The organism is Sulfitobacter sp. SK012 (assembly GCF_003352085.1).
Taxonomy (GTDB): domain Bacteria; phylum Pseudomonadota; class Alphaproteobacteria; order Rhodobacterales; family Rhodobacteraceae; genus Sulfitobacter.
Genome location: NZ_CP025804.1, coordinates 3,289,519 through 3,314,720, shown reverse-complemented (window position 1 = coordinate 3,314,720; position 25,202 = coordinate 3,289,519). Strand labels below are relative to the sequence as shown.

Sequence of the window (25,202 nt, the reverse complement as noted above, 5' to 3'; positions counted from 1 at the left end):
TTTCGCCAATCAGCAGTTGGGGACGTTCACCGCCAACCCACCGAGCGAGGTTTCCTTGTACTTATCGCTCATGTCGATGCCGGTTTGACGCATGGTTTCGATACAGGCATCCAACGGCACCAGATGAGATCCGTCGCCGCGCAACGCAAGACTGGCCGCTGAAACTGCCTTGATCGCACCAAGCCCGTTTCGTTCGATGCACGGCACTTGCACAAGCCCCTTAACGGGATCACACGTCATGCCCAGATGATGCTCCAATGCGATTTCGGCTGCGTTCTCGATCTGCTCCGGCGTGCCGCCCATCACAGCGCACAGTCCTGCAGCAGACATCGCGGCTGCTGACCCGACTTCGGCCTGACATCCCGCCTCGGCACCTGAAATGGACGCATTAAACTTTACCAACCCGCCAATGGCGGCCGCCGTAAGCAAGAAATCCTCGATATGGCTTTCAGAAGCACCGGGCACATGATCAAGATAATAGCGCAAAGTCGCAGGCATGACGCCCGCCGCCCCATTGGTCGGGGCCGTTACCACTTGACCGCCCGCCGCGTTTTCCTCGTTTACCGCCATGGCATAGGCGCTCATCCAGTCATTGATTGTATGGGGTGCCTGCTGGTTCATTCCGCGCTCGGCAAGGAGCGCCTCGTGAATGCCCTTGGCGCGGCGCTTTACGTACAACCCGCCGGGAAGGACGCCGTCTGTCTCAAGCCCTCGGTTGATGCAATCGTTCATCACCTGCCAAAGCCGCTTGGACCCTTTTGCCAGATTTTCAGCACCGCCACGCGATTCCTCGTTGGCGCGTTTCATACCTGCAATGCTCTTGCCTGAGGCTTGTGCCATTTCAAGCATCTCAGCGGCAGATTTGAACGGGTAAGGGACCGGTGCCCCTTCGTCGCTGTCTTTGCCGGCGGCCAACTCGTCTTCGGTCACGACAAAACCACCACCGATGGAATAATAGACTTCGCGCAGCGTCACATCGCCTTGGGCATCGGTGGCCATCAACATCATACCATTGGCATGACCCTCAAGGTGGGTGTCATAATCAAAGATTAAATCCACCTTTGGATCGAATTTGAGCGGCTCCAAACCGTCGACCGTGATCAACCTAGTCTGCGAAATTTCTTTCAGCGCTGCTTCGGCTTTCTCGACGTCGTAATTCTTTGGGGTGAACCCAGCGAGGCCAAGGATGGTCGCGCGGTCCGTGGCATGGCCCACACCTGTAAACGCCAGCGAGCCATGGAGCGAAGCGCGCAACCCCACAAACTGGAAAGGCGAAGCCCGCATCTTGGCAAGAAACCGTTCGGCGGCAACCATTGGGCCCATCGTGTGAGACGATGATGGGCCGATGCCCACCTTGAACATATCGAAAACTGAAAGGAACATCAGGTCGCACTTCCTTCGGGGGGATTGGCATGAATGGGGTTGGTGAATGGTGTAGGCCCCAAACCCTCAGCCGCAATCGTCGCGGCAGTACAGGGAAGGGTGTCGAGCTTGGCGCATAATGCGGCAAGCCGCGGTGTGTCCGCAAGGGTGAACCAGCTGCGGTCAGTGTTCGCGGGGTAGATGGCGCACCAGCGCAGGCAGCCGCCCAAATAAAACGCCAATGCTGATCCGTCGATCCAATGCACGTCTGCCATCTGGTCAAGCTGCGCAAAGTGTTTGCGGAGCAAAGTTCTCTGAACGCTACGCAAGGCATCTTGCTGCGCAACATCATCCCCAATGTATTTATTGGGGTAAAACAGCATCCGCATAGAGGGGTGCAGAGTATTCGCGGTGAAGAAAAGCCATTTCAGGAAGGCTGCACGGTCGGGATGCGCGGGCCCCGGCCCGAGCCCGCCATGCGTGTCGGCCAACCACAACAAGATTGCACCGGTTTCAAATATAGGCCCCTGAGGTGTCTCAAGCACAGGGATCAACCCATGGGGGTTCAGTCGCAAATACGACGCACTGCCCTGCGCGCCCGCGGCACGGTCCACCAACTGTGTGGTGTAGGGTTGCCCGATGTGCTCAAGCGCCATGCGCACAATCAACGAGGCGTTATCTGGGGCGTAATGCAGGATATAGCTCATGTGGCGTCTCTAGGACAGATTGCGGCCTATGGCGGGCTGTAAAACGACAAACCATGCAGGGAAACGGACAAGCGGACCCTTCAGCTTTTGTGAGGATAGCTGATCAACGTGATCTGATCAGCAAAACCCGCCAAGGTGGTGGGGGCCTGAACCTGCCCCGCCTCGGAACAATGTTCGGCAAAATCTTGAGTGGCAAGCAACGGAGTCTCTAGCTTGCGGGTCATGCTTTCAACACGCGCTGCAACCGCGGCGGCAGGGCCGGTTGCCATAAAGTCCAGTCGCTTGGCCGTCCCGACATTGCATCAAATGACGGATTCCACGTGCAGCGCCACACCAAAGGCGATGTCGAGCAAAACAAGCTGCTTGCTTGAAATGCGTCCCAGATATGTTTCAAGAATTTCCGATACCAAAAACCGATCGTTGTCCACTCGAGCGCAAGTGCAAAGTGGGGTGACCAGACGGGCCAACCCTTCATTGTCTGCATCAGAAAACCCACTAAACCGAATTGTCGCAAGAGACACCGATGAACCGCGGAAGTCGCCTGCAAAATGTGAATAGAGTTCATGGCTTTTGCCAAAGTTTCGGCACAGCGCGATGTAGCCCGTGACCCCCTGGGCGGCCAGATCAGCAAAGATAGGATAACGGGCAACATCTTTGGGATCGGTGAGGTCAGCGTGGACTTCAGTGCATTTACCGGTGATCAGATCAGCAAATGGACTGTTCATATTCAAATCTGAGCGGATCATGTGGCGCGGCACCTGTTGGGTCAAGACCAGTCCGCTGTCACGATCCCATTGCATGTCGATCAATCCAATGACGGGATGCCGCAATGACCGACCCATACTGATACGCGCAACGGGTACGCCGCCCTCGAGCACGCGATCCGTTAAGGTTTTAAGCTGACCGACAGTGCGTCATTGCTCAATGCCTGCTAAAGCAGCCAATCAGTCAGGTGGTCAGAAACATCGGCCATCTGGCGCGGAGCCTGTTCCTAGTGTTGTCCAAACGAATGACCCAAGGTGCTGTAATTGGCCACTGATAGTTTAGCCAAATAGTGCTGTTATGCTTGCGTTGGATCCTGCACCGAACAACCCAGCACTTATGAGGACTTCGAGACAAAAACCGCCCATTGACCCCTCGCGCCGCGCACGCATTGCCCCTATAAGGTCAAGTGACCCAATATTTACGGAGCTGCCGCCCATGTCCGGAGAACTTTCGCCCATCGACAAAGCCAAATTCGTTGCTGCAAAGCGCGCTGCGCAATTCGTCGAAGACGGGATGCGTGTAGGATTGGGGACCGGATCGACTGCCGCTTGGCTGGTGCGCTGCCTTGGCGAAATGGTGCGCGCTGATGGGCTGCGCATCAAAGGGGTGCCAACCTCAACCCGCACCGCAGAACTGGCGCGTGATGTCGGCATCGAAGTTATCTCGCTGGACGAGGCAAAATGGTTGGATATTACCATCGACGGCGCGGATGAATTTGACGGCGATCTCAACCTCATCAAGGGCGGCGGCGGTGCGTTGCTCCAAGAAAAAATCGTGGCGACTGCCAGCGATCAGATGATCGTCATTGCGGATGTCGGCAAAGAAGTTGAAACGCTGGGTGCGTTCCCGTTGCCGGTCGAAGTGATCCCTTTCGGCTGGCAAACCACCCAAGCATTGGTCGAAGAAACGCTGATCTCGATGGATGTATTGGGCCGCAGTTCGACCTTGCGGATGAACGGGCAGGTGCCCTTCATCACCGACGAAGGCAACCACATCCTTGATCTGCATCTCAACCGCATTGGGAACGCACGGCAATTGGCGCTGGTGCTCAATCAGATGCCGGGCGTGGTGGAAAACGGGCTGTTCATCGATATCTGTGACGTGGTTGTGATCGGCTTTGGGGATGGGCGTGTGGACGTGCGCGACATCAACGAAGGCACAGTTGCCTCAGAACGCCTTGATTTTGTTGAAAGTGACAATCTTTTTGCCGATCTCAGCGACTGACAGCAACCGACAGGACTTCGGCAAATAAAGGCCTCCTTGACTGGCAATCTCGCAGCTGCACTCTTATACCTGCCGCACTAAGAACCCAGGGGTAAGATATTTCCATGAGCGAACAGAGCTTTGACTATGATCTCTTTGTGATCGGCGGCGGATCAGGTGGCGTGCGTGCCGCACGGGTCGCAGCCGGTACTTATGGTGCCAAGGTCGGCCTGGCCGAGCAGGACCGCTACGGGGGAACCTGTGTGATCCGCGGCTGTGTGCCAAAAAAGCTGATGGTCTTTGCCTCAACCTACCGCGACAGTTTCGAAGACGCGCGCAGCTACGGGTGGAGCGTCGAGGATGGTGCATTTGATTGGGATAATTTCTCGGGCAAGATGAACGCAGAGCTTGACCGTCTCGAAGGTGTCTATCGCAGCTTGCTTGACGGATCTGGCGTAGATAAATTTGATGCTCGTGCGACAATTCAGGACGCACACACGGTTGCGCTTTCTACCGGTGAGACCAAAACTGCCAAGCACATCCTAATCGCCACCGGTGGCCACCCTATCCGGCTCGGCGTTGAGAATGCCGATCAAGGCATCGTCTCAGACGACATCTTTCACCTAGATAAACTGCCTAAGTCGATGCTGATCATTGGGGGTGGTTATATCGCCTGTGAATTCGCCTGCATTCTGCATGGCCTTGGGGTCGAGGTATCGCTGTACTTCCGCGGTGCCCAAATCTTGAACGGGTTTGATGACGAGGCCCGCGGCTTGGTTGCCGAAGCCATGCGTGCGCGCGGCATTGATATGCATTCCGGCGCCAACGTGCTTGAGATGGAAAAGCAAGACGCAGGCATTTGGATCAAATCTTCGCATGGTCAGGAACGCACCTTCGATCAGGTGTTCTTTGCTACGGGTCGCAAACCCAACAGCACGGATTTGGGGCTCGAAGCGCTGGGCGTGAAATTGGCGCGCAACGGGGCGATTGAAGTTGATGAATATAGCCAGTCTGCGGTGCCTTCGATCTACGCCATCGGTGATGTGACCGACCGCGTAAATCTGACCCCGGTGGCGATCCGCGAAGCGATGGCCTTTACCAAAACCGTTTTTGGTGGCGAGCCCACGCCGGTGGATCACGATTTGATCCCGTCCGCAGTGTTTACACAGCCTGAAATGGGAACTGTCGGCATGACCGAAGAAGAGGCTGCTGAAAAGGGGCCGATCGAAGTCTATTGCTCGTCCTTCCGACCGATGCAGACGGCATTTGCTGGCCGGCCAGATCGGGTGATGATGAAGCTGATCGTTTGCCAAGAAACACGGACCGTGCTGGGCTGTCATATCGTCGCACCACAAGCAGGTGAAATGATCCAAATGGCGGGCATCGCGGTCAAGATGGGTGCTACAAAAGAGCAGTTCGATGCAACTTGCGCTGTGCATCCCACAATGTCCGAAGAAATGGTCACCATGGCCAAGCCGGTACGAAGCGCTTGAATTTCGGCCAAAAAGGCCACACTTAGACACTAATGGGCGGCCAAAAGGCACGCCATGAGGAGAGAATGAATATGGCTGGGAACACGGGCGGTCCTTGGGGCGGTGGCGGAAATTCTGGGAATGGTGGCGGCGACGGCGGCGACAAGCAGCGCGGCAATGGTGGCCCGCCCAAGCCTCCGGGTCGCGGTGGCGGTGATAAACCCCCGATCCCTGAGATCGACGAGTTGGTAAAACGCGGCCAAGAACAACTGCGCGTCCTGATGGGCGGACGTGGTGGCGGCGATCGAACCAACGGCGGCGGCGGCGGAACTGGTGGCAGCGGCGGCCCTGCGCTGACTCGAGGCACGATTGGTCTAGCCGCAGTTGCGGCGGTAGTGGTTTGGGGGGTCGCCAGTTTTTACACGGTGCGTCCTGAACAGCAGTCGATTGAGCTTTTCTTGGGTAAATTCAGCAGCGTTGGCACCGAGGGTCTGAACTTTGCGCCTTGGCCTGTTGTGACTGCCGAAGTTTTTGACGTTACCACCAACCGCACCGAAGAGTTGGGTGTGCGGCGCTCTGGTGGCGACAATGACGGTTTGATGCTGACCACGGATGAAAACATCGTGGACATCGACTTCCAAGTTGTATGGAACATCAAGGACGCCAAAGATTTCAAATTCGAACTGCGCGACCCCGAAGCGGCAGTCCGGGCGATTTCTGAATCTGCGATGCGCGAAGTCATTGCACAATCCGAACTCGCTCCGATTTTGAACCGCGACCGTGGATTGGTTGAGGAACAAGTCAACGATCTCATCCAGCAAACGCTCGACAACCGCAACTCTGGCATCAACGTGCTGCGTGTGAACGTCAACAAGGTGGATCCGCCAAGCCGGACGGTCAACGTAACGGACGCCAAGGGGGTTACCAAGACTGTATCCGTTGTCGATGCGTTCCGTGACGTTCAGGCTGCTGAACAGGAACGTGACCGGCTTGAGCGTCAGGCCGATGCTTATGCCAACCGGAAAACGGCCGAAGCGCGTGGTGAAAGTGCTACGCTGCTAGAAGCTGCCGAAGGTTATCGTGCCCGTGAAGTGAACGGCGCGATTGGTGAAGCAAGCCAATTTGAGGCCGTTCTGACCGAATATCAGGCGGCCCCTGATGTAACGCGCAAGCGCCTTTATCTAGAAACGATGGAGAAAGTCTTTGGTAACGTGGATAAAATTATCCTTGAGTCCCAAAAAGATGGAGGTGGTCAGGGCGTCGTACCGTACTTGCCACTGAATGAGCTGCGTCGCAGCGGAGGATCGAACTAATGCGTAAAACAAGTTATCTGATCCCAATTGCCGTCATCGTTGTGGCGGCGATCCTATCGTCTATTTTCGTGGTGGACGAACGTGAAAAAGTTCTCGTGCTGCGGTTTGGTCAAATCAAACAGGTTCGGGTTGAGCCGGGCATCGGGTTTAAGATCCCGGTGCTTGACGAATTGGTCAGCTTTGAAGACCGGATTTTGTCGCTGGAAACGCCTCTGATCGAAGTTACGCCTGCCGATGATCGCCGTCTGGAGATTGACGCATTTGTGCTCTACCGCATCGACGATGTGGTGCAGTATCGCCAAGCGATTGGTGCAAGTGGCGAGGCCCGCGCGGAAGCTGAACTTTCGGGTATTCTCGAATCTCAAATCCGCGCCGTTTTGGGTTCGCAGGGTGTAACTTCCAACACGATCTTGTCGCCTGAACGCTCTGCGTTGATGGACCAGATCCGTGTGCGGTCCGACAGTCGCGCTGATGCGCTTGGATTGGCTGTAGTGGATGTGCGCTTGCGCCAAACCAACCTGCCAGAGCAAAACTTTGACGCAACCTTGCAGCGGATGATTGCTGAGCGTGAACGTGAAGCAACGGACGAACGTGCGCGGGGCCGTGAAGCGGCGCAGCGTGTTACAGCCCTTGCTGACCGGACCTACGAAGAAATCCTGTCAGAAGCCCGTCGCGATGCGCGCATCATCGAAGGTGAAGCCGATGCAGAGCGCAACCGCGTCTTTGCGAAGGCCTATTCCAAGGATGCGGAGTTCTTTGAATTCTACCGTTCGCTCAGCGCCTATGAGGCATCCCTGAAAGGGGAGAACTCCACCATGGTTCTGTCGCCAGACAGTGAATTCTTCAACTACTTGCGGTCCGATCAGGGCCGTCGCTCGGAAGAAGGCGAAACCCGCTAAGCGGCTTAAGTCATTGCGAAATTAAATAGGGGCGGTCCGACAGGACGGCCCCTTTTGCTTTGCAAGATCAGTGAAACACCGCAAGGATCTGTTCAACACATTGCGCGGGCCGAAATGGCCAAAAGTTTTGAGCCGCCCGCAAAAATTGCGCTGGCCTCCGCTCCGTAACTCTCCGCCTCTAGCCACAAGCAGCCTTTGTCGTTTCGGCATCAATCGCGCGGGCGAGCACATCAACGATCAGGTCGATCTCTTCGGATGTGGAGGTAAAGCAAGGCGCAAGTAGCACATGATCGCCGCGCACACCGTCCGCACATCCTTGGGCCGGGTAACAAATCACCCCGTCCTCCAACGTCGCGGCGAGGATCTTGCCCGCCAGCCCAAGCTTGGGATCAAAGGGTGTTTTACCATCTCGTTCCGTCACGACTTCGACCGACCAAAACAGACCACGTCCGCGAATGTCGCCCACATGTGGATGCTGGCCAAGCTTTTCACGCAAACGTTCTTCAAGCTGTTTGCCCAACCGCTTTACCGCACTCAGCAAATCGCGGCCCTCAATTTCTTGCATCACGGCTAACGCGCCAGCGGTCGCGACAGCGTGGGACATATACGTATGCCCATTCCAAAGCTTGCCGCTGCCGGATGTGATTGCCTCTACAACTTTTTCAGAGGCCATCACAGCGGCGATCGGCTGATATCCTGCGCCAAGCCCCTTGGCGATGGTGGTGATGTCAGCGTGAATGCCCTCTTGCTCAAGCGCAAACAGGCTGCCGGTTCGGCCCATCCCGCACATCACTTCATCTGCAATATATAGCACGCCGTGCGTGTCGCAAATCTCGCGGATGCGTTTGAAGTACCCTTCCGGAGCCGTTTGCGTGCCCAAAGACGCGCCCACCACGGGCTCCGCGACAAACGCCGCGACGGCGTCAGGCCCCAACGCCAAAATCCGGTCTTCAAGCTGCTGGGCCATTCTTAGGCCAAAATCCACGTCGCTCTCATCATCGTGCTGTAGCCGATAGGCGTAAGTTGCATCGATATGTTCCACGTCAATCAGCAGCGGTGCAAAGGGTGCGCGGCGTCCGTCATGGCCACCGACGGCCAGTGCGGCAAGGGTGTTGCCATGATAGCTGGGTTTGCGTGCAATTATTTTGGCACGCTTGGTATCGCCGCGCTCCACATGGTATTGACGCGCGAGTTTTAAGGCAGCCTCCATCGCCTCGGACCCGCTGCCCAGATACATCACCCGGCCTTGGCCAGTGCCCTTTGGAGCACGCTCTACCAGATAAGTGGCCAGTTTTTCCGCCCAGGGGTTCGTGAAAAGCCCTGTATGCGCAAAGGCCAGCGTATTGACCTGTGCACAGATCGCGTCGCGCACGGCTTGGTTGTCGTGCCCCAAAGACGACACTGCCGCCCCACCGCACGCATCCAAGTAGCGCTTGCCGGTATCATCGATAAGGTACGGCCCGTCGCCCGCGACAATCTGGGGCAGGGGGCTGGTCATGCTACGGTGAAGGACGTGACTGGGGGTGCTCATTCGAAAAATTCCTGTTTCGGGGGCGGCCAATTGCGATCTAAACGCTATGCTTTGATCTGTAACGTTGCAAGCCGTGCGCAGCCCTTCTGATCACAGACCCGTCACCATCAGTTGAAAAGCCAACGCAAAGATGCATCTTTGATATTGCGGCTTGTGCGCGCAGACTGCAGTCTGTGCCAAGCGGTCGCCGGTCCAGTTGGCCGGCGCAAGTGGTTGTACGCAGGTGTTTGCAACCAAAAGGTATCAGGAGACGATGAATGCAGCCCAAAGCGGTAACCAGGTCGAAACAAACCCCCTTCACCCCCGCGATGAGGGCAGCCCTTATCGGATTGCTGGTGTTGGCCATGGTTGCCCTCCAGACGGTTGCGGCGCTTGCCAAGCCTGAAAGCCTTGCACCATTGGCCGAAAAAATCAGCCCTTCGGTGGTCAATATAACGACTTCGACCCTTGTTGAAGGGCGCACAGGCCCACGCGGCATTGTGCCCGAAGGCTCCCCGTTTGAGGATTTCTTTCGCGAATTCCAAGACCGCAACCGCGATGACGAAGGAACACCGGCACCGCGCCGGTCTTCCGCGTTGGGTTCTGGCTTTGTAATCTCTGAGGACGGCTATGTCGTCACCAACAACCACGTCATCGAGGGCGCGGATGAGATCATCATCGAATTTTTCTCGGGCGAAGAGCTGAAGGCGACTGTCATCGGCACCGACCCCAATACAGATATTGCACTTTTGAAGGTTGAAGCGACCACACCGCTGCCCTTTGTTAGCTTTGGCGACAGCGACGCGTCGCGTGTTGGCGATTGGGTCATCGCGATGGGTAATCCGCTGGGGCAAGGCTTTTCGGTATCCGCTGGCATCGTTTCAGCTCGCAACCGTGCGCTTTCAGGCACCTATGACGACTACATTCAGACCGATGCGGCAATCAACCGGGGCAACTCGGGCGGGCCACTTTTCAACATGGACGGTCAGGTGATCGGCGTGAATACTGCGATCTTGTCGCCCAACGGCGGCTCAATCGGGATCGGCTTTTCTATGGCTGCCAACGTGGTCACACGTGTGGTCGATCAGCTTAAGGAATTCGGCGAAACCCGCCGCGGTTGGTTGGGCGTACGCATCCAAGACGTGACACAAGACGTGGCCGATGCGATGGGCCTAGACGCTGCAACCGGCGCGCTAATCACAGACGTGCCTGATGGCCCTGCCAAAGATGCGGGTCTGCTGACAGGGGATGTGATCATGTCCTTTGATGGCGTAGATGTCGCTGACACGCGGGGGCTTGTCCGCCAGGTTGGCAACAGCCCTGTTGGGGCCGGCGTGCGCGTTACCGTTTTGCGGGAAGGCAAAAGCCAAACCATCAAAGTCGTATTGGGACGCCGCGAAGACGCCGATGGTGCTGAAGAAACACCTGCGGTCGAGGAAACGCCAGAGGCCGAACCCGAGGTAAAATCGATGATGGGCCTTACCCTGACCCCATTGACCGACGCGCTTCGCGAAGCATTGGGTGCGGACGAAGGCATGACAGGCCTCGCCGTCCAAGAGGTGGATGAAGCATCTGAGGCGTTTGAGAAGGGCCTGCGTGCGGGTGATATCATCACCGAAGCAGGCCAGCAAAAGATCGCAACTATCGCGAACCTTGAGGAACGTGTGCAGGCGGCCAAGGACGCAGGGCGCAAGTCACTGTTGTTGTTGGTACGCAGAGCTGGTGATCCGCGGTTTGTGGCTTTGTCGTTAGCCGAGTAACGAGGCCCGTCAAAATTGAGAAACATCGGGGCGCTCCAATAGGAGCGCCCCTTTTTTGTGATCTTCTAGCCCGCAGGCGCGCGCGGCGCTGAGACCAAACCTAGTTTTCTCGCCGTCTCGGTTGACAAAACATCGCTCGGCAAACCATCGGCAACTTGAAGCCGGCGCACTGCCTCGCGCGTTGCTTGGTCCATCGATCCATTGATTGGTCCCGTATACAGCCCCCGCGCGATTAGTGCGCGTTGCAGCGATGAGACAAATTCAACAGTTAGTGAGGGCGGGCAGGGTGTTTCGAACCAACGGTCTTGCCGCGGTGTGACGATTTGCTGCCGATTTTCTGATTTGTAGACGGGAAGCGTGCCGATGGTACCATCGGGGTTGGTCTTTGCCGGGGTCACCAGAATGTTCTCAGTGACCGTTTCCACGACGGCGGGGGTATTGATCTTACCCCAACAACTGCCCGGCGGTGCACCGGGAGGGGCCAACCCATTGCCGGTTTGTGTTTCGGGTGCATCCACAGCACTCGGATCACATGCCCCCAACATGATGAGCAACGCCAATCCGCCAAATATCCGCAATTTTGTCGCCTCAATCATAGCCCAATGCCTTTGGGTCTGTTCTGTTACGGGGCAACCTAACGGGTTTGTGCGGCCCTGCCTAGAACCCACGTTCGCCGTGGTCGTGGGGCTCGGTGGTAAAAGGGGCTGGCGCGCTCGAAATGCCCCCGGTAAACAGGGCTAAATCAAAGCACACGAAGGGGGGCCACATGCCCAAGATTACCTACATCGAACACGGCGGAAAAGAGCATGTTGTTGACGTTTCAAATGGCCTTACGGTCATGGAAGGCGCGCGCGACAACAATATTCCGGGCATCGAAGCCGATTGTGGCGGTGCCTGCGCGTGTTCGACGTGCCACGTCTACGTAGACCCTGAGTGGGTTGGCAAGATCCCCGGCAAAGAAGACATGGAAGAAGACATGCTGGATTTCGCCTATGAGCCTGATCCAGCGCGGTCGCGTCTGACTTGCCAGATCAAGGTCACAGATGCGCTTGATGGCCTTCGCGTCCAGATGCCCGAAAAGCAGATCTAATGCGGACGGGGGCGCGGCGTCTGCTGACAGGCATGCTGCCCCGTTCTATTCGCCGCGCGCAGCTAACGTTGTGCGCGGTGCTTGCGTTTCAGGGGCCAGCTATTTCTGCCGAGCTGTGGCAGACTGAGCCGTTGAGTTCCGCACGCTATACTGAGCCGACCACACGTTATCCGCACGGTGCGTTGGGCGACGAGACCGAGTTTGGTGCGCTTGAACTAAGCTATGGATCTTCGGGGTCAGTCTTTACCATTCGATTACCCAGTGCCCGCGTTTTTGAGGACATCGAGCCTCGCCTTGTTGACATAGATGGGGACGGCCGCGACGAGGCCCTTACGATTGAGAGCCACCAGAACGAAGGCGCGCGCCTCGCGATCTATAACGGGGGCGGCCTGATTGCGGCGACACCTTATATTGGTCGACGGTTCCGCTGGCTCGCCCCTATTGGAGCAGCCGATCTGGACGGTGATGGTCATGTCGAGATCGCCTATATCGACCGGCCCCATTTGGCGAAAACCCTACGCATCTGGCGTTACATCGACGGCGCGTTGACTGAGGTTGCAAGTCTAGGTGGCCTTACAAATCACCGCTTTGGCGCTCATGCGATCGAGGGTGGGATCCGGACTTGTGGCAGTGTGCCAGAAATGATCGTGGCCAGTTCAGATTGGCAGCGCATGATATCTGTAACCTTTGATGGTAAATCTACTGCGGCGCGCGATATCGGGGCCATCAAGAACCAAAACAGCCTCACGCAAGCACTCGCCTGCAAGTAACGTCAGGCGCTTTGTCGCCAATTAGCTCGACGTGAGTTTAGTCCAGAGCCCGCCAGCCGATGTCACGCCTGCAAAACCCATCTGGCCAGTCGATGGCATCGACAACACCGTAAGCTTGTTCCCGCGCCCCCACCAAATTCGCGCCACGCGCCGTCACATTCAAAACACGACCTCCCGTCGCGACAATTGCGCCGTCGCGCAGGGCCGTTCCCGCGTGAAATACAACGTTGCTGCTGTCTTCAGTGACGGCATCGAGCCCGCGTATAACCGTTCCTTTTTCATACGCTCCGGGATAGCCCCGCGCCGCGAGTACAACCGAAAGCGCATGATCGTCAGCCCAGTTCACCTGCGCTTCGGCCAGACGTTCTTCAGCGGCGGCGAGTAGCAAATCGAGCACTTGCGCCCCAAGCCGCATCATCAAAACCTGACACTCCGGATCGCCAAAGCGCACATTATATTCAACCAGTCGTGGCGCGCCGTCTTCTATCATCAGCCCCGCATAGAGCACCCCTTGATAGGGCATCCCGCGCCGGGTCATTTCGGCCATGGTTGGGCGGATAATCTCGGCCAATGCGCGTTCGGCTACGGCGTCGCTCAATACCGGGGCAGGGGAATACGCACCCATGCCGCCCGTATTTGGTCCGGTATCTCCGTCGCCGACCCGCTTGTGATCTTGGGCAGTGCCGATGGGCAAAACCGTCTTGCCGTCGCAAAGCACAAAGAAGGATGCCTCTTCACCGGTCATGAACTCTTCGATCACGACCTCCGCACCCGCAGCACCAAAACTGCCACCAAACATGTCGTCAATTGCGGCCTCAGCCTCAGCAACAGTTTGCGCAATAATCACGCCTTTGCCTGCCGCGAGGCCGTCGGCCTTGACCACAATCGGCGCACCTTGGGCTTGGACATAGGCCCGCGCGGCCGCTGCATCGGTAAAATGACCATAAGCTGCTGTGGGCGCGTTGGCCGCGTCACAAATTTCTTTGGTAAACGCTTTTGATGCCTCAAGTGCCGCCGCTGCTTTTGAAGGTCCAAACACCAACATCCCCGCATCGCGCAACCGATCCGCCACACCCGCTGCAAGTGGTGCCTCAGGTCCGATCACCACAAAATCTATGCTGTTTTCCTCAGCAAATACGGCCACTGCGCCACCATCGAGAATATCGAGGTCAGCACAATCGGCGATAGCGGCAATCCCGGCATTGCCTGGGGCCACGATCAGCTTATCGCATTTGGGGTTCTGCATTATGGCCCACGCAAGGCTGTGTTCACGCCCACCGCCACCTAGGATCAGGATATTCATGTGCGACACTCCCTTGGCCTTGCATGCGCCGCGTTCTAAGCTGGCACGACCCGATGCACAAGGACGCGCCACATGGACCTGCTCGACGATACGCCCGATGATGGACCAAAGGGGGCCAACAGCCCTGAATTTACCGTTACCGAGCTGTCTGGCGCGATCAAACGCGTGATCGAGGGCGAATTTGGCCATGTCCGCATTCGTGGCGAAGTCGGCCGTGTCAGCCGTCCGCGTTCGGGCCATATTTATCTGGACCTCAAGGATGACAGTTCGGTCATTTCCGGCGTGATCTGGAAGGGCGTCTCTGCCCGGCTCGATACCCAACCCGAAGAGGGGATTGAGGTGATCGCCACGGGCCGCATCACGACATTTGGCGGTCAGTCGAAATACCAGATCGTGATCGAAGATATCAAACCTGCCGGCATGGGCGCGTTGATGGCCTTGTTGGAAAAGCGCAAAGCAGCGCTTTCTGCCGAAGGTCTCTTTGACGCGGCGCTAAAACGCCCCATCCCTTATCTGCCTGAGGTGATCGGCGTGGTGACTTCGCCATCTGGGGCTGTGATCCGCGATATTTTGCACCGCCTGCGCGACCGTTTTCCGCGCAAAGTTCTGATTTGGCCGGTTGCTGTTCAGGGGGCAAAATGCGCGCCCGAAGTTGCCCGCGCCATCGCTGGCTTTAATGCTCTGACCCCGGGTGGCGCTTTGCCACGCCCAGATCTTTTGATTGTCGCAAGGGGCGGCGGGTCGGTTGAAGACTTATGGGGCTTTAACGAAGAAATTGTGGCCCGCGCAGTCGCGGCTAGTCAAATCCCGCTGATCTCAGCGGTGGGTCACGAAACTGATACGACGTTGATCGACTTTGTTTCGGACAAACGCGCACCGACGCCTACGGCCGCCGCCGAACTTGCCGTGCCGGTCCGACATGAGCTTGCCGCGTGGCTTGATGCGCAATCAGCGCGGATGAGCCTAAGCGTGAGCCAGGGCCTAAGCCGTCGTGACCAGCGTTTGCGGGATATGGCGCGTGCCTTACCTCGGGTGGACAGCCTGCTGGACGGACCGCGGCAACGGCTTGACCGGGCCGGCGAACGGTTGGGCCCTGCCCTGATTGCAGGGGTTCAGCAGCATAAAATCAGGCTGGCAGATCTGGCAGGGGCGCTACGCCCGGCGGCTCTTCGTCGCAGCCTGTCTAATGATCGCCGCCGGTTGGAAACGTTGTCGGAACGTTTGGCCCCCGCATTGCTACGCTCAGTTGCGGCAAAGCGCGAAGGCCTCGCGAGCCGTGTCCGCAATCTGCGGCCCGAAGCGCTAACCCAAGAACAGGCCCGTTTGACCGACACACTTACCCGCACTGTGCGCCGCTTGTCTGATGCAGGTCAGCGCCAAACAAACGCCTGGCGTCAGCGCATTGATGCAGCTGAGCGCTTGCGCGTCACACTGGGCTATGAAGCGACGTTGGAGCGTGGATTTGCGGTTGTGCGCAGCGAGGGGGCGGTGCTGACGTCGGCCAAGGCTGCGAAGAAAGCTGAAACGCTGGAGATACAGTTCGCAGATGGCATAGTCGCGGTTGGCGGCAAGCAAGCCCCTGCGCGCAAAGCACCAACAACCCCGCCAAAAGATCAAGGATCGCTGTTTTAAGGCCGTTTCAAACGCCGATCTCTGGCCCGAGGCACAACATCTCTTCGCCGCGGTCCTCAACCTCATAAAGTGCAATCGCTTCCGGGTCGTTCTCAAACTGCGCGATCAGCCCGCCATTGCCCTCCTCGAAGCTCCAGCATTGTGGCTCTGGATTGTCCTCGTAGACAAAGCAAATCAGGCCAGCGTCCTCGTACCATTCGCCTTCTTTGCATTTGCCATCCAAGAACGACCAGCGCACACGGCGATTGGGCAAATAAACCTCTGCCCCATAAGGCGCGCTGCGGGTGCCGTAAAACAGGGTTTTGCCTTGGGTGTAGGCATCAAATTCTGCCGCACTCATGGTCGATTGCGCGGTGGCGGGCAGGGGCATCATGGCCCACAAGATCAACAAAATTACTTTCATGCCCCAAGATTGCCAGATGTCTGCGCGCACCACCAGACCCCCCTTTGCCCTATCGGCCAAGCCCTGCACGCAAACGAAAAACGCAAAGCTGCACTCATCGGTCGTTTTTTGATCTCCCGGCGCATTCGTGCTTTGCTAGACTGCGCGTAATCGCGGCACTGGAGACTGACATGGCACTTGATGATCACAAAAAACAAGACGGTAACGGTGTCTGGAAATCCGGCAAAGGCAAGGGCCGGCACCACACCAAAGGTCGCCAACTTGAAGATGGCCCTTGGGATGAGGTGCGTGCGCTTTTGGGCGACAAGCCGCGCCGCCGCGACCTGCTGATCGAACATTTGCACCTTATTCAGGACGAATACGGCCATCTTTCTGCCGCTCACCTGCGCGCGTTAGCCGAAGAAATGCGCATGAGCATGGCCGAAGTTTATGAAGTTGCTACCTTCTACGCGCATTTTGACGTGGTCAAAGAAGGCGAAACACCGCCCCCCGCGCTGACAATCCGTGTCTGCGATTCGCTCTCATGCGAATTGGCTGGAGCACAGGCGCTCAAATCTGCCCTAGAAGACGGGCTCGACGCCTCCGAGGTGCGCATTGTGCGCGCGCCTTGCATGGGGCGCTGTGATACGGCCCCGGTGCTGGAACTTGGCCACAACCATATCGACCATGCTACACCTGAAAAGGTGCATGCAGCCATCGCGGCGGACGATACCCATGCGCATGTGCCTGACTACCAGACCTTTGCGGCGTACCGTGCGGAGGGGGGCTATGGCAAACTAGAAGACCTTCGCAACAGGGGTGACTGGGAGGCCGAACTTGAAAAGGTGCTCGATGCCGGATTGCGCGGCTTGGGCGGCGCTGGGTTTCCAGCAGGCAAGAAACTGCGGTTTGTGCGCGCCGAACCGGGGCCGCGCTATCTTGCGGTCAACGGAGATGAAGGGGAGCCCGGCACCTTCAAAGACCGGTTCCATCTTGAGCGCACGCCGCATCTGTTTCTTGAGGGGATGCTGATTGCTGCCTGGGCTGTCGAAGCGGAAACCTGCTTTATCTACATGCGCGATGAATATCCGGCTGTGCTTGAGATTATGCGGCGCGAGATCAAGGCGCTGGAAACGGCAGGCCTTGTTGCCGAGGGATTTATCGATCTGCGGCGCGGCGCTGGGGCGTATATCTGCGGTGAAGAATCGGCCATGATCGAGTCCATCGAAGGCAAGCGCGGCTTGCCCCGTCACCGCCCGCCTTTTGTCGCGCAGGTTGGAATATTCAACCGCCCGACTCTTGTCCACAATGTCGAAACCTTGCACTGGGTCACGCGGATTTTGCGCGAGGGGCCACAGATCATGTCATCGGTCACGCATAACGGGCGTGTGGGTCTGCGCAGCTATTCCGTTTCGGGGCGCGTTGCAAAACCGGGCGTCTACGAATTGCCCGCTGGCTCCACGATCACTGACATCATCGCCGCATCTGGCGGCATGGCAGAGGGCCATGTGTTCAAGGCGTATCAACCGGGTGGGCCGTCTTCGGGCTTGTTACCTGCCTCGATGAACGACATCCCGCTCGATTTTGACACGTTGCAACCGCATGGCAGCTTTATCGGATCTGCGGCCGTTGTTGTGTTGTCTGATCAGGACCGCGCCCGCGATGCGGCGCTGAACATGCTGCGGTTCTTTGAGGATGAAAGCTGTGGTCAGTGTACACCTTGCCGGGTTGGCTGCGAAAAGGCGGTTAAGCTGATGCAGGCGGAAAAATGGGATCAGGCTCTGCTTACGGAGCTGTCGACCGCGATGGTTGATGCCTCAATCTGCGGTCTGGGACAGGCGGCACCAAACCCGATCCTGTTGACGATGAAGCATTTCCCCGACGAGGTGTAGCCTCAGGACCGCGAGCCCTAGTTCTTGATCACCAAACAGGTGCAGCCCTTGGCACGCAATTGGCTGCACAGCTTCTGCGCGCCCTTACGGGTGTCTCGGCCCATCTGCGCCATATAGAACCCTTTGCGTCCTGCAACACGGTTTGTGTTGTAAATCATATAGATGCGCTCTTTTTGGATGGCGCTTTGACACGATTGCGTTGCACTCAAAACCTTGGCACGCGCAGCTTTTTTTGACGTCCCAAACCCCAAGCGCACACCCCATGGTTTGGCGTCAACGACGGGCGGCTTCGGGCGTTTCAGCGGCGACAAACGGCGGCTTACGGCCATATCAGCACAGGCTCGGTAGAAACTGGTTTTCTTGGACAGCCGCATGTCGTGATTTTTGGGGGGCGCATCGCGCCATGTCTTTGCCGGTAGGCCCGTGATGATCGGCACGTAATTGAAGGTTTCACGCGCCAGACCTTTGCCCTTCAAAAACCCTGACGCACGTCGCTCACCGCCATTGTACCCAATCGCGGCCATCCCTTCATTGCCAAAGCGGTCCACCATTTCCGCCAGATACTGCGCAGAATGTTCCAGCGCGTCTGCAGGGTTGTAGGGATCACGCAATCCGCGCAATTGGGCCGTTGAGGGAATGAACTGCGCAATGCCGCGCGCGTTCGCTGGGCTTAAGGCATTGGGATCAAATCTACTTTCTTGCCAAATCAGCCGAGCAAAGAAATCGCGATTCAGCCCGTGCCGATCGGCAAAAACTTCGATTGCGCTGCAGGTGTCAAACACAAAATGCTGCGACCGTATGCAATGGACATGGCCCCATTTGTCGCTGCTGCACTGCCGTTGGGGCGGTTCGGCCCCCGCAAAACTTGCCCAGAAAAACAGACATATGATTATACCCCAACGCATCTGGCTTTGGTGCTGTGTCCCGGGCCTCATGTCAATCTGGGCCGTGCTCTTCCATCCAAGGCATCAAGCGGTTAGATCAGGTTAAACCCTACGCCGGAGATTGCGCCCCTTGGCATTTTTCAAAAAACTAAAAGACCGCCTGTTCAAATCTTCCTCCAAGATCGACGAGGGCCTTGAAGCAATTGTCAGCGATGGCGGAACTTCGGAGCCTGCCGTTGATGATGTAGCAGCGGCTCCAGTGGTCCAAGCGGAAGCCCCACCTGCCGCCGTAGAACGTGTGCCCGCGCCGGTTCCAGAGCAAATGGCAGAGGCGGAGCCCGAACCCACGCCAGATCCGCTTCCCGAACCAGAACCCGAGCCAACGCCAGACCCGATAATTGAGGTCGAAGAGGCCCTTGACCCGGCACCAGAACCGGAGAATCTGCCTGAGCCTGAGCCTGAGCCTGAGCCTGAGCCTGAGCCTGAGCCTGAGCCTGAGCCTGAGCCTGAGCCTGAGCCTGAGCCTGAGCCTGAGCCTGAGCCTGAGCCTGAGCCTGAGCCTGAGCCAAAGACAGTACCATTGCGCGCAACGCTCACGCCTGTCGCGCCGCTGCTGGAAGATGAACCAGCGCAGCCAAAGGCCAAACAAGGCCTGTTGGGCCGTCTGATGGGGCGCACGACACCCAAAGAGGTCGTACGCCGTGAGTTAGACGACGACATGTTGGAGCAGCTCGAAGAGTTGCTTATCAGCACGGATATGGGTGTTGATACGGCCCTGCGTGTGACGGCCAACATGGCCGAAGGGCGTCTGGGCAAAAAACTGTCGGTTGAGGAAATCAAACGCCTCATGTCCGCTGAAATCGCGCGTATTATGGACCCGGTTGCCAAACCCCTGCCGCTTTACTCAAAGACGCCACAGGTGGTTTTGGTCGTTGGTGTCAACGGATCGGGCAAGACCACGACCATTGGAAAGCTGGCCAGCCAGTTCCGCGCGGCGGGCAAAAAGGTGGTGATTGCGGCCGGCGATACCTTTCGCGCGGCCGCCGTTGAGCAGCTGCAAGTCTGGGGCGAACGTGCAGGTGTTCCTGTCTTGACCGCAGCGCAAGGCAGCGATCCCGCCAGCCTTGCTTTTGATGCGATGGGGCAGGCGCAGGCAGACGGCGCTGATCTTTTGCTGATCGACACGGCGGGACGCTTGCAAAACCGGGGCGACCTGATGGAGGAATTGGCCAAGATTGTCCGGGTCATCCGCAAAAAAGACCCCAGCGCGCCGCATAACACTTTGTTGGTTCTCGACGCGACAACGGGGCAGAATGCGCTTAATCAGGTAAAGGTGTTTCAAGACATTTCGGATGTATCTGGGCTGGTGATGACCAAACTTGATGGCACGGCCAAAGGCGGTGTGCTGGTTGCACTTGCGGATAAATTTGGACTGCCTATCCACGCTATCGGCGTGGGGGAGCAGATCGATGATTTGCAGCCATTTGATCCAGAAGAATTCGCAGATGCGCTGACCGGGCTCGACCGCTAGATGCGACTGGTTGCATGACCGAGTGGTTGATCAGCATTGAGGGGACCGAAACGGGGCATCAGGCCGCGTTGGCCCTCGCTCTTATGGCGGCATTTCTGCATGCGGTCTTTGGTGCGCTGCAAAAGGGCCGGCACGATCCTTGGCTGACACGCGGCGCGATTGACGCTTCTTATTGCGCCATGGCCGCCCCCTTTGCCCTCTTTGTTGTGCCTTGGCCCGAACCGCATATGTGGCCAATCTTTGGCGCTGTGTGGGTGATCCACATGATCTACAAACTGCTCCAAGGCTGGGCCTATACCAAAGGGGCCTATACGGTTGTCTATCCCGTCGTGCGCGGCACCGGGCCGCTTTTCACTGTGGTAGGGGCCTATTTCATCTTTGATGAGGTTTTCACCGCCACCCAATGGCTTGGTGTAGCAGTGCTGGTAGCGGGTATTTTCGGCCTCGCCGTCTATAACCTTATCTATCTCACCGCGGCGCGCGATACGTTGAACGCAGCACTGGGGCTGGCGGTTTTGACTGGGATTTTTGTGGCACTCTACACCACGTATGACGCCTACGGCATCCGCGCGACGGCCAATCCATTCACTTTTCTGGCGTGGTTTTTCATGATCGACGGGATCGCCATGCCCTTCATTGCCGCGCGCAGATGGTGCCGAATGGAAAACCCACCGGACCTGGGCCCCTTGATGCAGCGCGGCGTTATTGGCGGCTTTGTCGCCTTCCTGAGCTTTGGTTCGATTATGTTGGCCACCCGCCTCGACAAGGTAGGCGAAGCGGCGGTACTGAGAGAAACCTCGACGGTCTTTGCCGCCCTTATCGGTTGGCTGGTGCTGAAAGAGACGGTCGGCCCTCGCCGCATCGCGCTGATGGCGCTGATCGCAGTCGGGGCGGTAATTGTAGAGATGGGCGGCTAGGAGTGCGCAGCGTGGACAAAGGACGTGAGATCAACCCGATCTTGAAACTGGTGCTGGAAATGGGCCCGGTGTTGGTGTTTTTCGTGGCCTACATCCGTCTTAAGGATCAGATGTTCACCTTCGGGGAAACTGAATACGCTGGTTTTATTGTGGTTACAGCTGCGTTTATCCCACTGTTGATCGCCTCGACCTGCGCGCTTTGGGCGCTGACCGGCAAACTGTCCAAGATGCAAGTGGCGACGCTGGTGCTGGTGGTTGTGTTCGGTGGGCTGTCTGTTTGGCTGAACGACGAGCGGTTCTTTAAAATCAAACCCACGATGATCTATTTGCTGTTTGGCGGCATCCTCGGCATTGGGCTCCTGCGCGGCAAATCCTACCTGCGCTACGTGATGGAAGAAATGATGCCGCTGCAGGACGCAGGCTGGATGATCCTGACAAAGCGGCTGATGTATTTCTTCTTCGGGCTCGCGATCGCGAACGAGGTGATCTGGCGCAGCTTTTCCACAGAAACATGGGTGTATTTCAAGACCTTTGGCCTCACGATTGCGATGTTCGTGTTTTTCATATCGCAGTCGCGGATGTTCCAAACCTACAGCCTAGAAGACGAAGCCGAGTAGGGGTGGCTGTCTCAGCTTCTTCGGCTTTATCAAGATAGATTAAGGGCTTAGCGCTTGAACAGAGTGCTGTGCCCGCTTTTATCCTTTGCAATATCACTGCGTTTTTCGGCATGCAGCGCCCGGCCTTTTTGAACGCCGGGACGGGCGGCCATAAGGTCTAACCAACGCGCCATATTGGGTTTGTCATCAAGTGTCTGTTGCTGACCTTCCCATAAAGAAGCCCAACCCCAGATCGAGAAATCTGCAATCGAAACAAAGTCACCTGCGACAAACTCGTGGTTTAACAACTGCTTGTCCAGCACGCCATAAAGCCGCGCAACCTCCTTGCGGTAACGGTCCTTGGCATAGGGCAGGTCGTTGGGTGGATCCATCACAGGCGCATATTTGAGGAAATGATGCGCCTGACCAGCCATCGGGCCAAGGCCACCCATTTGCCACATCAGCCACTGATCCACCGCGATGCGTTCACGTTCGGTATTGCCGCCAAACTGGCCCGTCTTACGCGCAAGATATTGCAGGATCGCACCGCTCTCAAAGATTGAAATCGGCGCGCCATCAGGCCCATCATGATCTGTGATCGCGGGCATCCGGTTGTTAGGTGAAATCTCTAGGAATGCAGGCGCAAATTGGTCACCCTGAGAAATGTTGATCAGATGAGTTGTGTAAGGCAACGCCATCTCTTCGAGACAGATAGAGGTTTTCCAACCATTCGGCGTAGGCCAGAAATAGTGGTCAATAGGCGTGCTCATGATCAGGACCTTTGCTGCGATGTTGGCGCATGATGCGCGTTTTCAGGGCAGCGGCAAGGGGGAGTGGCGAATTTGGTATCAGTCGTGACCATCGGCGGTCAGATTGCTTGGGCAGCGCGGCGCGTAGCTGGCCGAAAGACAACGCGCCAGTCAGACCAAGAGCCGCGGCGTTCAAATCCATCACGCCGGGGCGCGCGTAGGCGGACCGGTGGCAGATCAGGCGCGAAGTTGGGCCAAGATTAAAGCCAAGCCCAACAAGTGCAGCAAGCGTTGACGCGCAATCAATCTGAACAGTCAACGCCCGTGGCGCATCAATGCCCTGACCAATAGCCCTGTCGCCAGGGATCAGCCGTTCAAACAGAAAATCAAAAAGATCATTTTCACGGCTGGTCAGGTTCAATACGTCGCAGCTTCGGCCAGCTGGGGTCGCCAAAGCCGCTTGTGCCAAACAGTGATGGCTCGCTCCTGAAAGCAACACCATCCGATCCAGCATACTCGATTTCAAATGATGCAACGCCGACAGCGCAACAGTGGCACCCAGCGAATGGGCTATGATGTGGACAGGCCGGCCGGGTGATTGTTTGCGCAGCAGACGGACAAGCGACGCCACCTCCGCGCCGCGTGCCACGGCTTCGGTATGCACCTGACGCAGCGGGCCGCGCGCATGCCAGCCAAAGGCCACCCCCAAACCCGCGTCCCCCAGCAACTTCAGCTCAGCGGGCCAATGCGCGGCTCGAAAAATTCTGCCATGAGGACAATGGGCTGGTTCCAATGGCGTATGCCGATAACCGTGAACCATAATCACCGCTGGCCCCTTGGTGCGTGCCATTCGCCCAAACGCAGCAGTCACCCCAATCCCTGCAGGGCTGTGCGTGGCATGATGGACCTCAATGCCAGACGCGGTTGCGTTGACCCGGAGCAGCGGCATGGCCGATCCTCTTTTCAAAATTATGTGATCAAGTTGTGTCCCGAGCCTAGGGCACCGCGATGAATAATTTGTTACATCCGCGTTCCGCCGCCCAATCTCACATCCACCCGCTTGACCTTGCAACAGCCATCCACTACCCAAAGGCATGTGGCGATTTGTTACCGGATTGCGGGCCACGGTTGGGTAAGACCTGCCAAAACTGCTAAAAGGTCAGGATGAAGGACCCCCTTTCGCTTGACCGCGTCTGGGGTTTTTTTGTGTCGCGCGCAGAGCCGCGCGGCTGGAGAGGATACGATATGAGCGACAAGTGGCACCCACGCACCAAGGCCGTGCATGCAGGCACGCGCAGAAGCCAATACGGCGAAGTCAGCGAGGCCATTTTTCTCACACAGGGCTTTGTCTATGACAGCGCCGAACACGCCGAAGCCCGGTTTCTAGAGAGCGGACCAGACGAATTCATTTACGCCCGCTATGGCAACCCAACCATCGCCATGTTCGAAGAGCGCATTGCAGCACTTGAGGGGGCCGAAGACGCCTTTGCCACAGCCTCCGGCATGGCCGCAGTGTCCGGAGCGCTGACCGCTATGCTTAAAGCTGGCGACAGGGTTGTGGCGGCGCGCGCGCTTTTTGGGTCCTGCCTATATGTGCTCGAAGATTTTTTGACCCGCTTCGGCGTTAACGTGACCTTTGTGGATGGGACCGATTTGGGCGCTTGGGCGGATGCCATCACGCCAGACACCGACGCGGTGTTCTTTGAATCCGTTTCGAATCCCACTTTGCAGGTGGTTGATATCGAAGGCGTCTCCAAGCTCGCGCATGCCCATGGCGCACTTGTTGTTGTCGATAACGTCTTTGCCACGCCGGTTTACTCACGTGCCATCGAACAGGGCGCAGATGTAGTGATTTACTCGGCCACCAAACATATTGACGGTCAAGGCCGCGCTTTGGGAGGGGTGATCCTTGGCACCCGCGACTTCATCCGGGGCACGGTCGAGCCTTACATGAAACATACCGGCGGCTCGATGAGCCCTTTCACTGCGTGGATCATGCTCAAAGGCTTAGAGACCATGAGCCTGCGTGTTCGTGCGCAAACCGCCACAACACTGACGATCGCCGAAGCTCTCGAGGGGCACGCGGGTCTAAACGCCGTGCTTTATCCCGGCTTGCCCAACCACCCCCAGCACGCTCTGACTCAGCGCCAGATGGGGGCAGGGGGTACGGTCCTATCCCTTGACGTAAAGGGCGGGAAAACAGCGGCTTTTGCGTTCTTGAATGCGATCGAAGTCGGTCTGATTTCGAACAATTTGGGCGACGCAAAAACGATCCTGACCCATCCCGCAACGACGACTCATCAGCGCTTGCCACAAGATCAGAAAGACACGCTTGGCATCACGGACGGGCTGATCCGTATCTCTGTGGGGCTTGAGGATGCCGACGACTTGCTTGCGGATGTCAAACAAGCGCTCGAGAGGGCCCGCTAACAATAATGTCATAATAGTTGGAAAACATGGCCCCC

24 protein-coding genes are annotated in these 25,202 nt (G+C 57.4%); 13 read left to right on the top strand and 11 right to left on the bottom strand.

Annotated elements, in window-relative coordinates; genetic code table 11:
* Positions 1 to 9: 9 nt before the first annotated feature.
* From C1J03_RS16130 to C1J03_RS16115, 4 genes are all read right to left on the bottom strand, one after another.
* On the bottom strand, positions 10 to 1,383 hold the full coding sequence (locus C1J03_RS16130; protein ID WP_114887523.1) for an L-serine ammonia-lyase: 1,374 nt from the start codon (positions 1,381 to 1,383) through the stop codon (positions 10 to 12).
* Positions 1,383 to 2,069: a glutathione S-transferase family protein gene (locus C1J03_RS16125; RefSeq protein ID WP_114887522.1), complete on the bottom strand. Its 687-nt coding sequence runs from the start codon at positions 2,067 to 2,069 to the stop codon at positions 1,383 to 1,385. Before C1J03_RS16125 ends, C1J03_RS16130 begins: the two co-directional genes overlap by 1 nt.
* 80 nt (positions 2,070 to 2,149) lie before the next feature.
* Positions 2,150 to 2,338: a hypothetical protein gene (locus C1J03_RS16120; protein ID WP_114887521.1), complete on the bottom strand. Its 189-nt coding sequence runs from the start codon at positions 2,336 to 2,338 to the stop codon at positions 2,150 to 2,152.
* Positions 2,339 to 2,371: 33 nt separating this feature from the next.
* Entirely contained in the window at positions 2,372 to 2,899 is a 528-nt protein-coding gene (locus C1J03_RS16115) for a hypothetical protein (protein WP_114887520.1), read from the bottom strand.
* Between the two features lie 370 nt (positions 2,900 to 3,269).
* On the opposite strand from C1J03_RS16115, the gene rpiA reads away from it, so the two are divergent.
* From rpiA to hflC, 4 genes are all read left to right on the top strand, one after another.
* Positions 3,270 to 4,058, top strand: a complete 789-nt coding sequence (gene rpiA / locus C1J03_RS16110) for a ribose-5-phosphate isomerase RpiA (protein ID WP_114887519.1) — start codon at positions 3,270 to 3,272, stop codon at positions 4,056 to 4,058.
* A gap of 104 nt (positions 4,059 to 4,162) precedes the next feature.
* Positions 4,163 to 5,530 (top strand): glutathione-disulfide reductase, encoded by a 1,368-nt coding sequence (gene gor, locus C1J03_RS16105; RefSeq protein WP_114887518.1) that lies wholly within the window; start codon positions 4,163 to 4,165, stop codon positions 5,528 to 5,530.
* A gap of 71 nt (positions 5,531 to 5,601) precedes the next feature.
* Positions 5,602 to 6,822, top strand: coding sequence for an FtsH protease activity modulator HflK (gene hflK / locus C1J03_RS16100; protein ID WP_174234471.1), 1,221 nt, complete (start codon positions 5,602 to 5,604; stop codon positions 6,820 to 6,822).
* Positions 6,822 to 7,721 carry a protease modulator HflC gene (hflC, locus tag C1J03_RS16095; protein ID WP_114887517.1) on the top strand — a complete coding sequence of 300 codons (900 nt, stop codon included), beginning with the start codon at positions 6,822 to 6,824 and terminating at the stop codon, positions 7,719 to 7,721. The genes hflK and hflC overlap by 1 nt, the downstream gene beginning before the upstream one ends.
* Positions 7,722 to 7,899: 178 nt before the next feature.
* Here the strand turns inward: hflC and C1J03_RS16090 are convergent, their stop codons facing one another.
* Positions 7,900 to 9,252: an aspartate aminotransferase family protein gene (locus C1J03_RS16090; protein WP_114887516.1), complete on the bottom strand. Its 1,353-nt coding sequence runs from the start codon at positions 9,250 to 9,252 to the stop codon at positions 7,900 to 7,902.
* 257 nt (positions 9,253 to 9,509) lie between these two features.
* On the opposite strand from C1J03_RS16090, the gene C1J03_RS16085 reads away from it, so the two are divergent.
* Positions 9,510 to 10,991: a Do family serine endopeptidase gene (locus tag C1J03_RS16085; RefSeq protein WP_114887515.1), complete on the top strand. Its 1,482-nt coding sequence runs from the start codon at positions 9,510 to 9,512 to the stop codon at positions 10,989 to 10,991.
* Between the two features lie 65 nt (positions 10,992 to 11,056).
* On the opposite strand, the gene C1J03_RS16080 is transcribed toward C1J03_RS16085, so the two are convergent.
* Entirely contained in the window at positions 11,057 to 11,587 is a 531-nt protein-coding gene (locus C1J03_RS16080) for a peptidoglycan-binding domain-containing protein (protein ID WP_114887514.1), read from the bottom strand.
* Between the two features lie 170 nt (positions 11,588 to 11,757).
* Between C1J03_RS16080 and C1J03_RS16075 the strand changes: the two genes are divergently transcribed.
* A complete protein-coding gene (locus C1J03_RS16075; RefSeq protein ID WP_114887513.1) occupies positions 11,758 to 12,081 on the top strand; it encodes a 2Fe-2S iron-sulfur cluster-binding protein in 324 nt (107 codons plus the stop codon).
* Complete coding sequence (locus C1J03_RS16070) at positions 12,081 to 12,851, top strand: FG-GAP repeat domain-containing protein (protein WP_114887512.1); 771 nt, start codon at positions 12,081 to 12,083, stop codon at positions 12,849 to 12,851. Before C1J03_RS16075 ends, C1J03_RS16070 begins: the two co-directional genes overlap by 1 nt.
* Before the next feature lie 37 nt (positions 12,852 to 12,888).
* Here the strand turns inward: C1J03_RS16070 and purD are convergent, their stop codons facing one another.
* A complete protein-coding gene (purD, locus tag C1J03_RS16065) occupies positions 12,889 to 14,154 on the bottom strand; it encodes a phosphoribosylamine--glycine ligase (protein ID WP_114887511.1) in 1,266 nt (421 codons plus the stop codon).
* A 72-nt stretch (positions 14,155 to 14,226) separates the two neighbouring features.
* Here purD and xseA point away from each other — a divergent pair, with 72 nt between their 5' ends.
* Entirely contained in the window at positions 14,227 to 15,786 is a 1,560-nt protein-coding gene (gene xseA / locus C1J03_RS16060; RefSeq protein ID WP_114887510.1) for an exodeoxyribonuclease VII large subunit, read from the top strand.
* Between the two features lie 7 nt (positions 15,787 to 15,793).
* Here xseA and C1J03_RS16055 read toward each other — a convergent pair whose 3' ends face one another.
* A complete protein-coding gene (locus C1J03_RS16055) occupies positions 15,794 to 16,189 on the bottom strand; it encodes a hypothetical protein (RefSeq protein WP_114889038.1) in 396 nt (131 codons plus the stop codon).
* 170 nt (positions 16,190 to 16,359) lie between these two features.
* Here C1J03_RS16055 and C1J03_RS16050 point away from each other — a divergent pair, with 170 nt between their 5' ends.
* Positions 16,360 to 18,060, top strand: coding sequence for an NAD(P)H-dependent oxidoreductase subunit E (locus tag C1J03_RS16050; RefSeq protein ID WP_114887509.1), 1,701 nt, complete (start codon positions 16,360 to 16,362; stop codon positions 18,058 to 18,060).
* A gap of 17 nt (positions 18,061 to 18,077) precedes the next feature.
* Here the strand turns inward: C1J03_RS16050 and C1J03_RS16045 are convergent, their stop codons facing one another.
* Positions 18,078 to 18,842, bottom strand: coding sequence for a lytic transglycosylase domain-containing protein (locus C1J03_RS16045; protein ID WP_254694072.1), 765 nt, complete (start codon positions 18,840 to 18,842; stop codon positions 18,078 to 18,080).
* Positions 18,843 to 19,074: 232 nt separating this feature from the next.
* Between C1J03_RS16045 and ftsY the strand changes: the two genes are divergently transcribed.
* From ftsY to C1J03_RS16030, 3 genes are read left to right on the top strand one after another with little or no spacing between them, the layout of a single operon-like run.
* A complete protein-coding gene (ftsY, locus tag C1J03_RS16040) occupies positions 19,075 to 20,475 on the top strand; it encodes a signal recognition particle-docking protein FtsY (RefSeq protein WP_114887507.1) in 1,401 nt (466 codons plus the stop codon).
* Between the two features lie 14 nt (positions 20,476 to 20,489).
* Positions 20,490 to 21,392 carry an EamA family transporter gene (locus C1J03_RS16035; protein WP_114887506.1) on the top strand — a complete coding sequence of 301 codons (903 nt, stop codon included), beginning with the start codon at positions 20,490 to 20,492 and terminating at the stop codon, positions 21,390 to 21,392.
* Between the two features lie 11 nt (positions 21,393 to 21,403).
* Positions 21,404 to 22,009 carry an inner membrane-spanning protein YciB gene (locus C1J03_RS16030; protein ID WP_114887505.1) on the top strand — a complete coding sequence of 202 codons (606 nt, stop codon included), beginning with the start codon at positions 21,404 to 21,406 and terminating at the stop codon, positions 22,007 to 22,009.
* Between the two features lie 47 nt (positions 22,010 to 22,056).
* Here the strand turns inward: C1J03_RS16030 and C1J03_RS16025 are convergent, their stop codons facing one another.
* Positions 22,057 to 22,758 carry a glutathione S-transferase N-terminal domain-containing protein gene (locus C1J03_RS16025; protein ID WP_114887504.1) on the bottom strand — a complete coding sequence of 234 codons (702 nt, stop codon included), beginning with the start codon at positions 22,756 to 22,758 and terminating at the stop codon, positions 22,057 to 22,059.
* Positions 22,742 to 23,686 carry an alpha/beta hydrolase gene (locus tag C1J03_RS16020; protein ID WP_162798567.1) on the bottom strand — a complete coding sequence of 315 codons (945 nt, stop codon included), beginning with the start codon at positions 23,684 to 23,686 and terminating at the stop codon, positions 22,742 to 22,744. The genes C1J03_RS16025 and C1J03_RS16020 overlap by 17 nt, the downstream gene beginning before the upstream one ends.
* 296 nt (positions 23,687 to 23,982) lie before the next feature.
* On the opposite strand from C1J03_RS16020, the gene metZ reads away from it, so the two are divergent.
* Positions 23,983 to 25,167 (top strand): O-succinylhomoserine sulfhydrylase, encoded by a 1,185-nt coding sequence (gene metZ, locus C1J03_RS16015; protein WP_114889037.1) that lies wholly within the window; start codon positions 23,983 to 23,985, stop codon positions 25,165 to 25,167.
* The last annotated feature ends 35 nt before the right edge of the window (positions 25,168 to 25,202 follow it).

Excerpts from the sequence above, each read along its gene's own strand:
- metZ (WP_114889037.1), top strand. The coding sequence starts at position 23,983 with ATGAGCGACAAGTGGCACCCACGCACCAAGGCCGTGCATGCAGGCACG.
- gor (WP_114887518.1), top strand. The coding sequence starts at position 4,163 with ATGAGCGAACAGAGCTTTGACTATGATCTCTTTGTGATCGGCGGCGGA.
- C1J03_RS16035 (WP_114887506.1), top strand. The coding sequence starts at position 20,490 with ATGACCGAGTGGTTGATCAGCATTGAGGGGACCGAAACGGGGCATCAG.
- hflC (WP_114887517.1), top strand. The coding sequence starts at position 6,822 with ATGCGTAAAACAAGTTATCTGATCCCAATTGCCGTCATCGTTGTGGCG.
- C1J03_RS16025 (WP_114887504.1), bottom strand. The coding sequence starts at position 22,758 with ATGAGCACGCCTATTGACCACTATTTCTGGCCTACGCCGAATGGTTGG.
- hflK (WP_174234471.1), top strand. The coding sequence starts at position 5,602 with ATGGCTGGGAACACGGGCGGTCCTTGGGGCGGTGGCGGAAATTCTGGG.
- C1J03_RS16050 (WP_114887509.1), top strand. The coding sequence starts at position 16,360 with ATGGCACTTGATGATCACAAAAAACAAGACGGTAACGGTGTCTGGAAA.
- C1J03_RS16125 (WP_114887522.1), bottom strand. The coding sequence starts at position 2,069 with ATGAGCTATATCCTGCATTACGCCCCAGATAACGCCTCGTTGATTGTG.
- xseA (WP_114887510.1), top strand. The coding sequence starts at position 14,227 with ATGGACCTGCTCGACGATACGCCCGATGATGGACCAAAGGGGGCCAAC.
- C1J03_RS16080 (WP_114887514.1), bottom strand. The coding sequence starts at position 11,587 with ATGATTGAGGCGACAAAATTGCGGATATTTGGCGGATTGGCGTTGCTC.
- C1J03_RS16070 (WP_114887512.1), top strand. The coding sequence starts at position 12,081 with ATGCGGACGGGGGCGCGGCGTCTGCTGACAGGCATGCTGCCCCGTTCT.
- purD (WP_114887511.1), bottom strand. The coding sequence starts at position 14,154 with ATGAATATCCTGATCCTAGGTGGCGGTGGGCGTGAACACAGCCTTGCG.
- C1J03_RS16120 (WP_114887521.1), bottom strand. The coding sequence starts at position 2,338 with ATGGCAACCGGCCCTGCCGCCGCGGTTGCAGCGCGTGTTGAAAGCATG.
- C1J03_RS16090 (WP_114887516.1), bottom strand. The coding sequence starts at position 9,252 with ATGAGCACCCCCAGTCACGTCCTTCACCGTAGCATGACCAGCCCCCTG.
- rpiA (WP_114887519.1), top strand. The coding sequence starts at position 3,270 with ATGTCCGGAGAACTTTCGCCCATCGACAAAGCCAAATTCGTTGCTGCA.
- C1J03_RS16075 (WP_114887513.1), top strand. The coding sequence starts at position 11,758 with ATGCCCAAGATTACCTACATCGAACACGGCGGAAAAGAGCATGTTGTT.
- C1J03_RS16130 (WP_114887523.1), bottom strand. The coding sequence starts at position 1,383 with ATGTTCCTTTCAGTTTTCGATATGTTCAAGGTGGGCATCGGCCCATCA.
- C1J03_RS16020 (WP_162798567.1), bottom strand. The coding sequence starts at position 23,686 with ATGCCGCTGCTCCGGGTCAACGCAACCGCGTCTGGCATTGAGGTCCAT.
- C1J03_RS16055 (WP_114889038.1), bottom strand. The coding sequence starts at position 16,189 with ATGAAAGTAATTTTGTTGATCTTGTGGGCCATGATGCCCCTGCCCGCC.
- C1J03_RS16085 (WP_114887515.1), top strand. The coding sequence starts at position 9,510 with ATGCAGCCCAAAGCGGTAACCAGGTCGAAACAAACCCCCTTCACCCCC.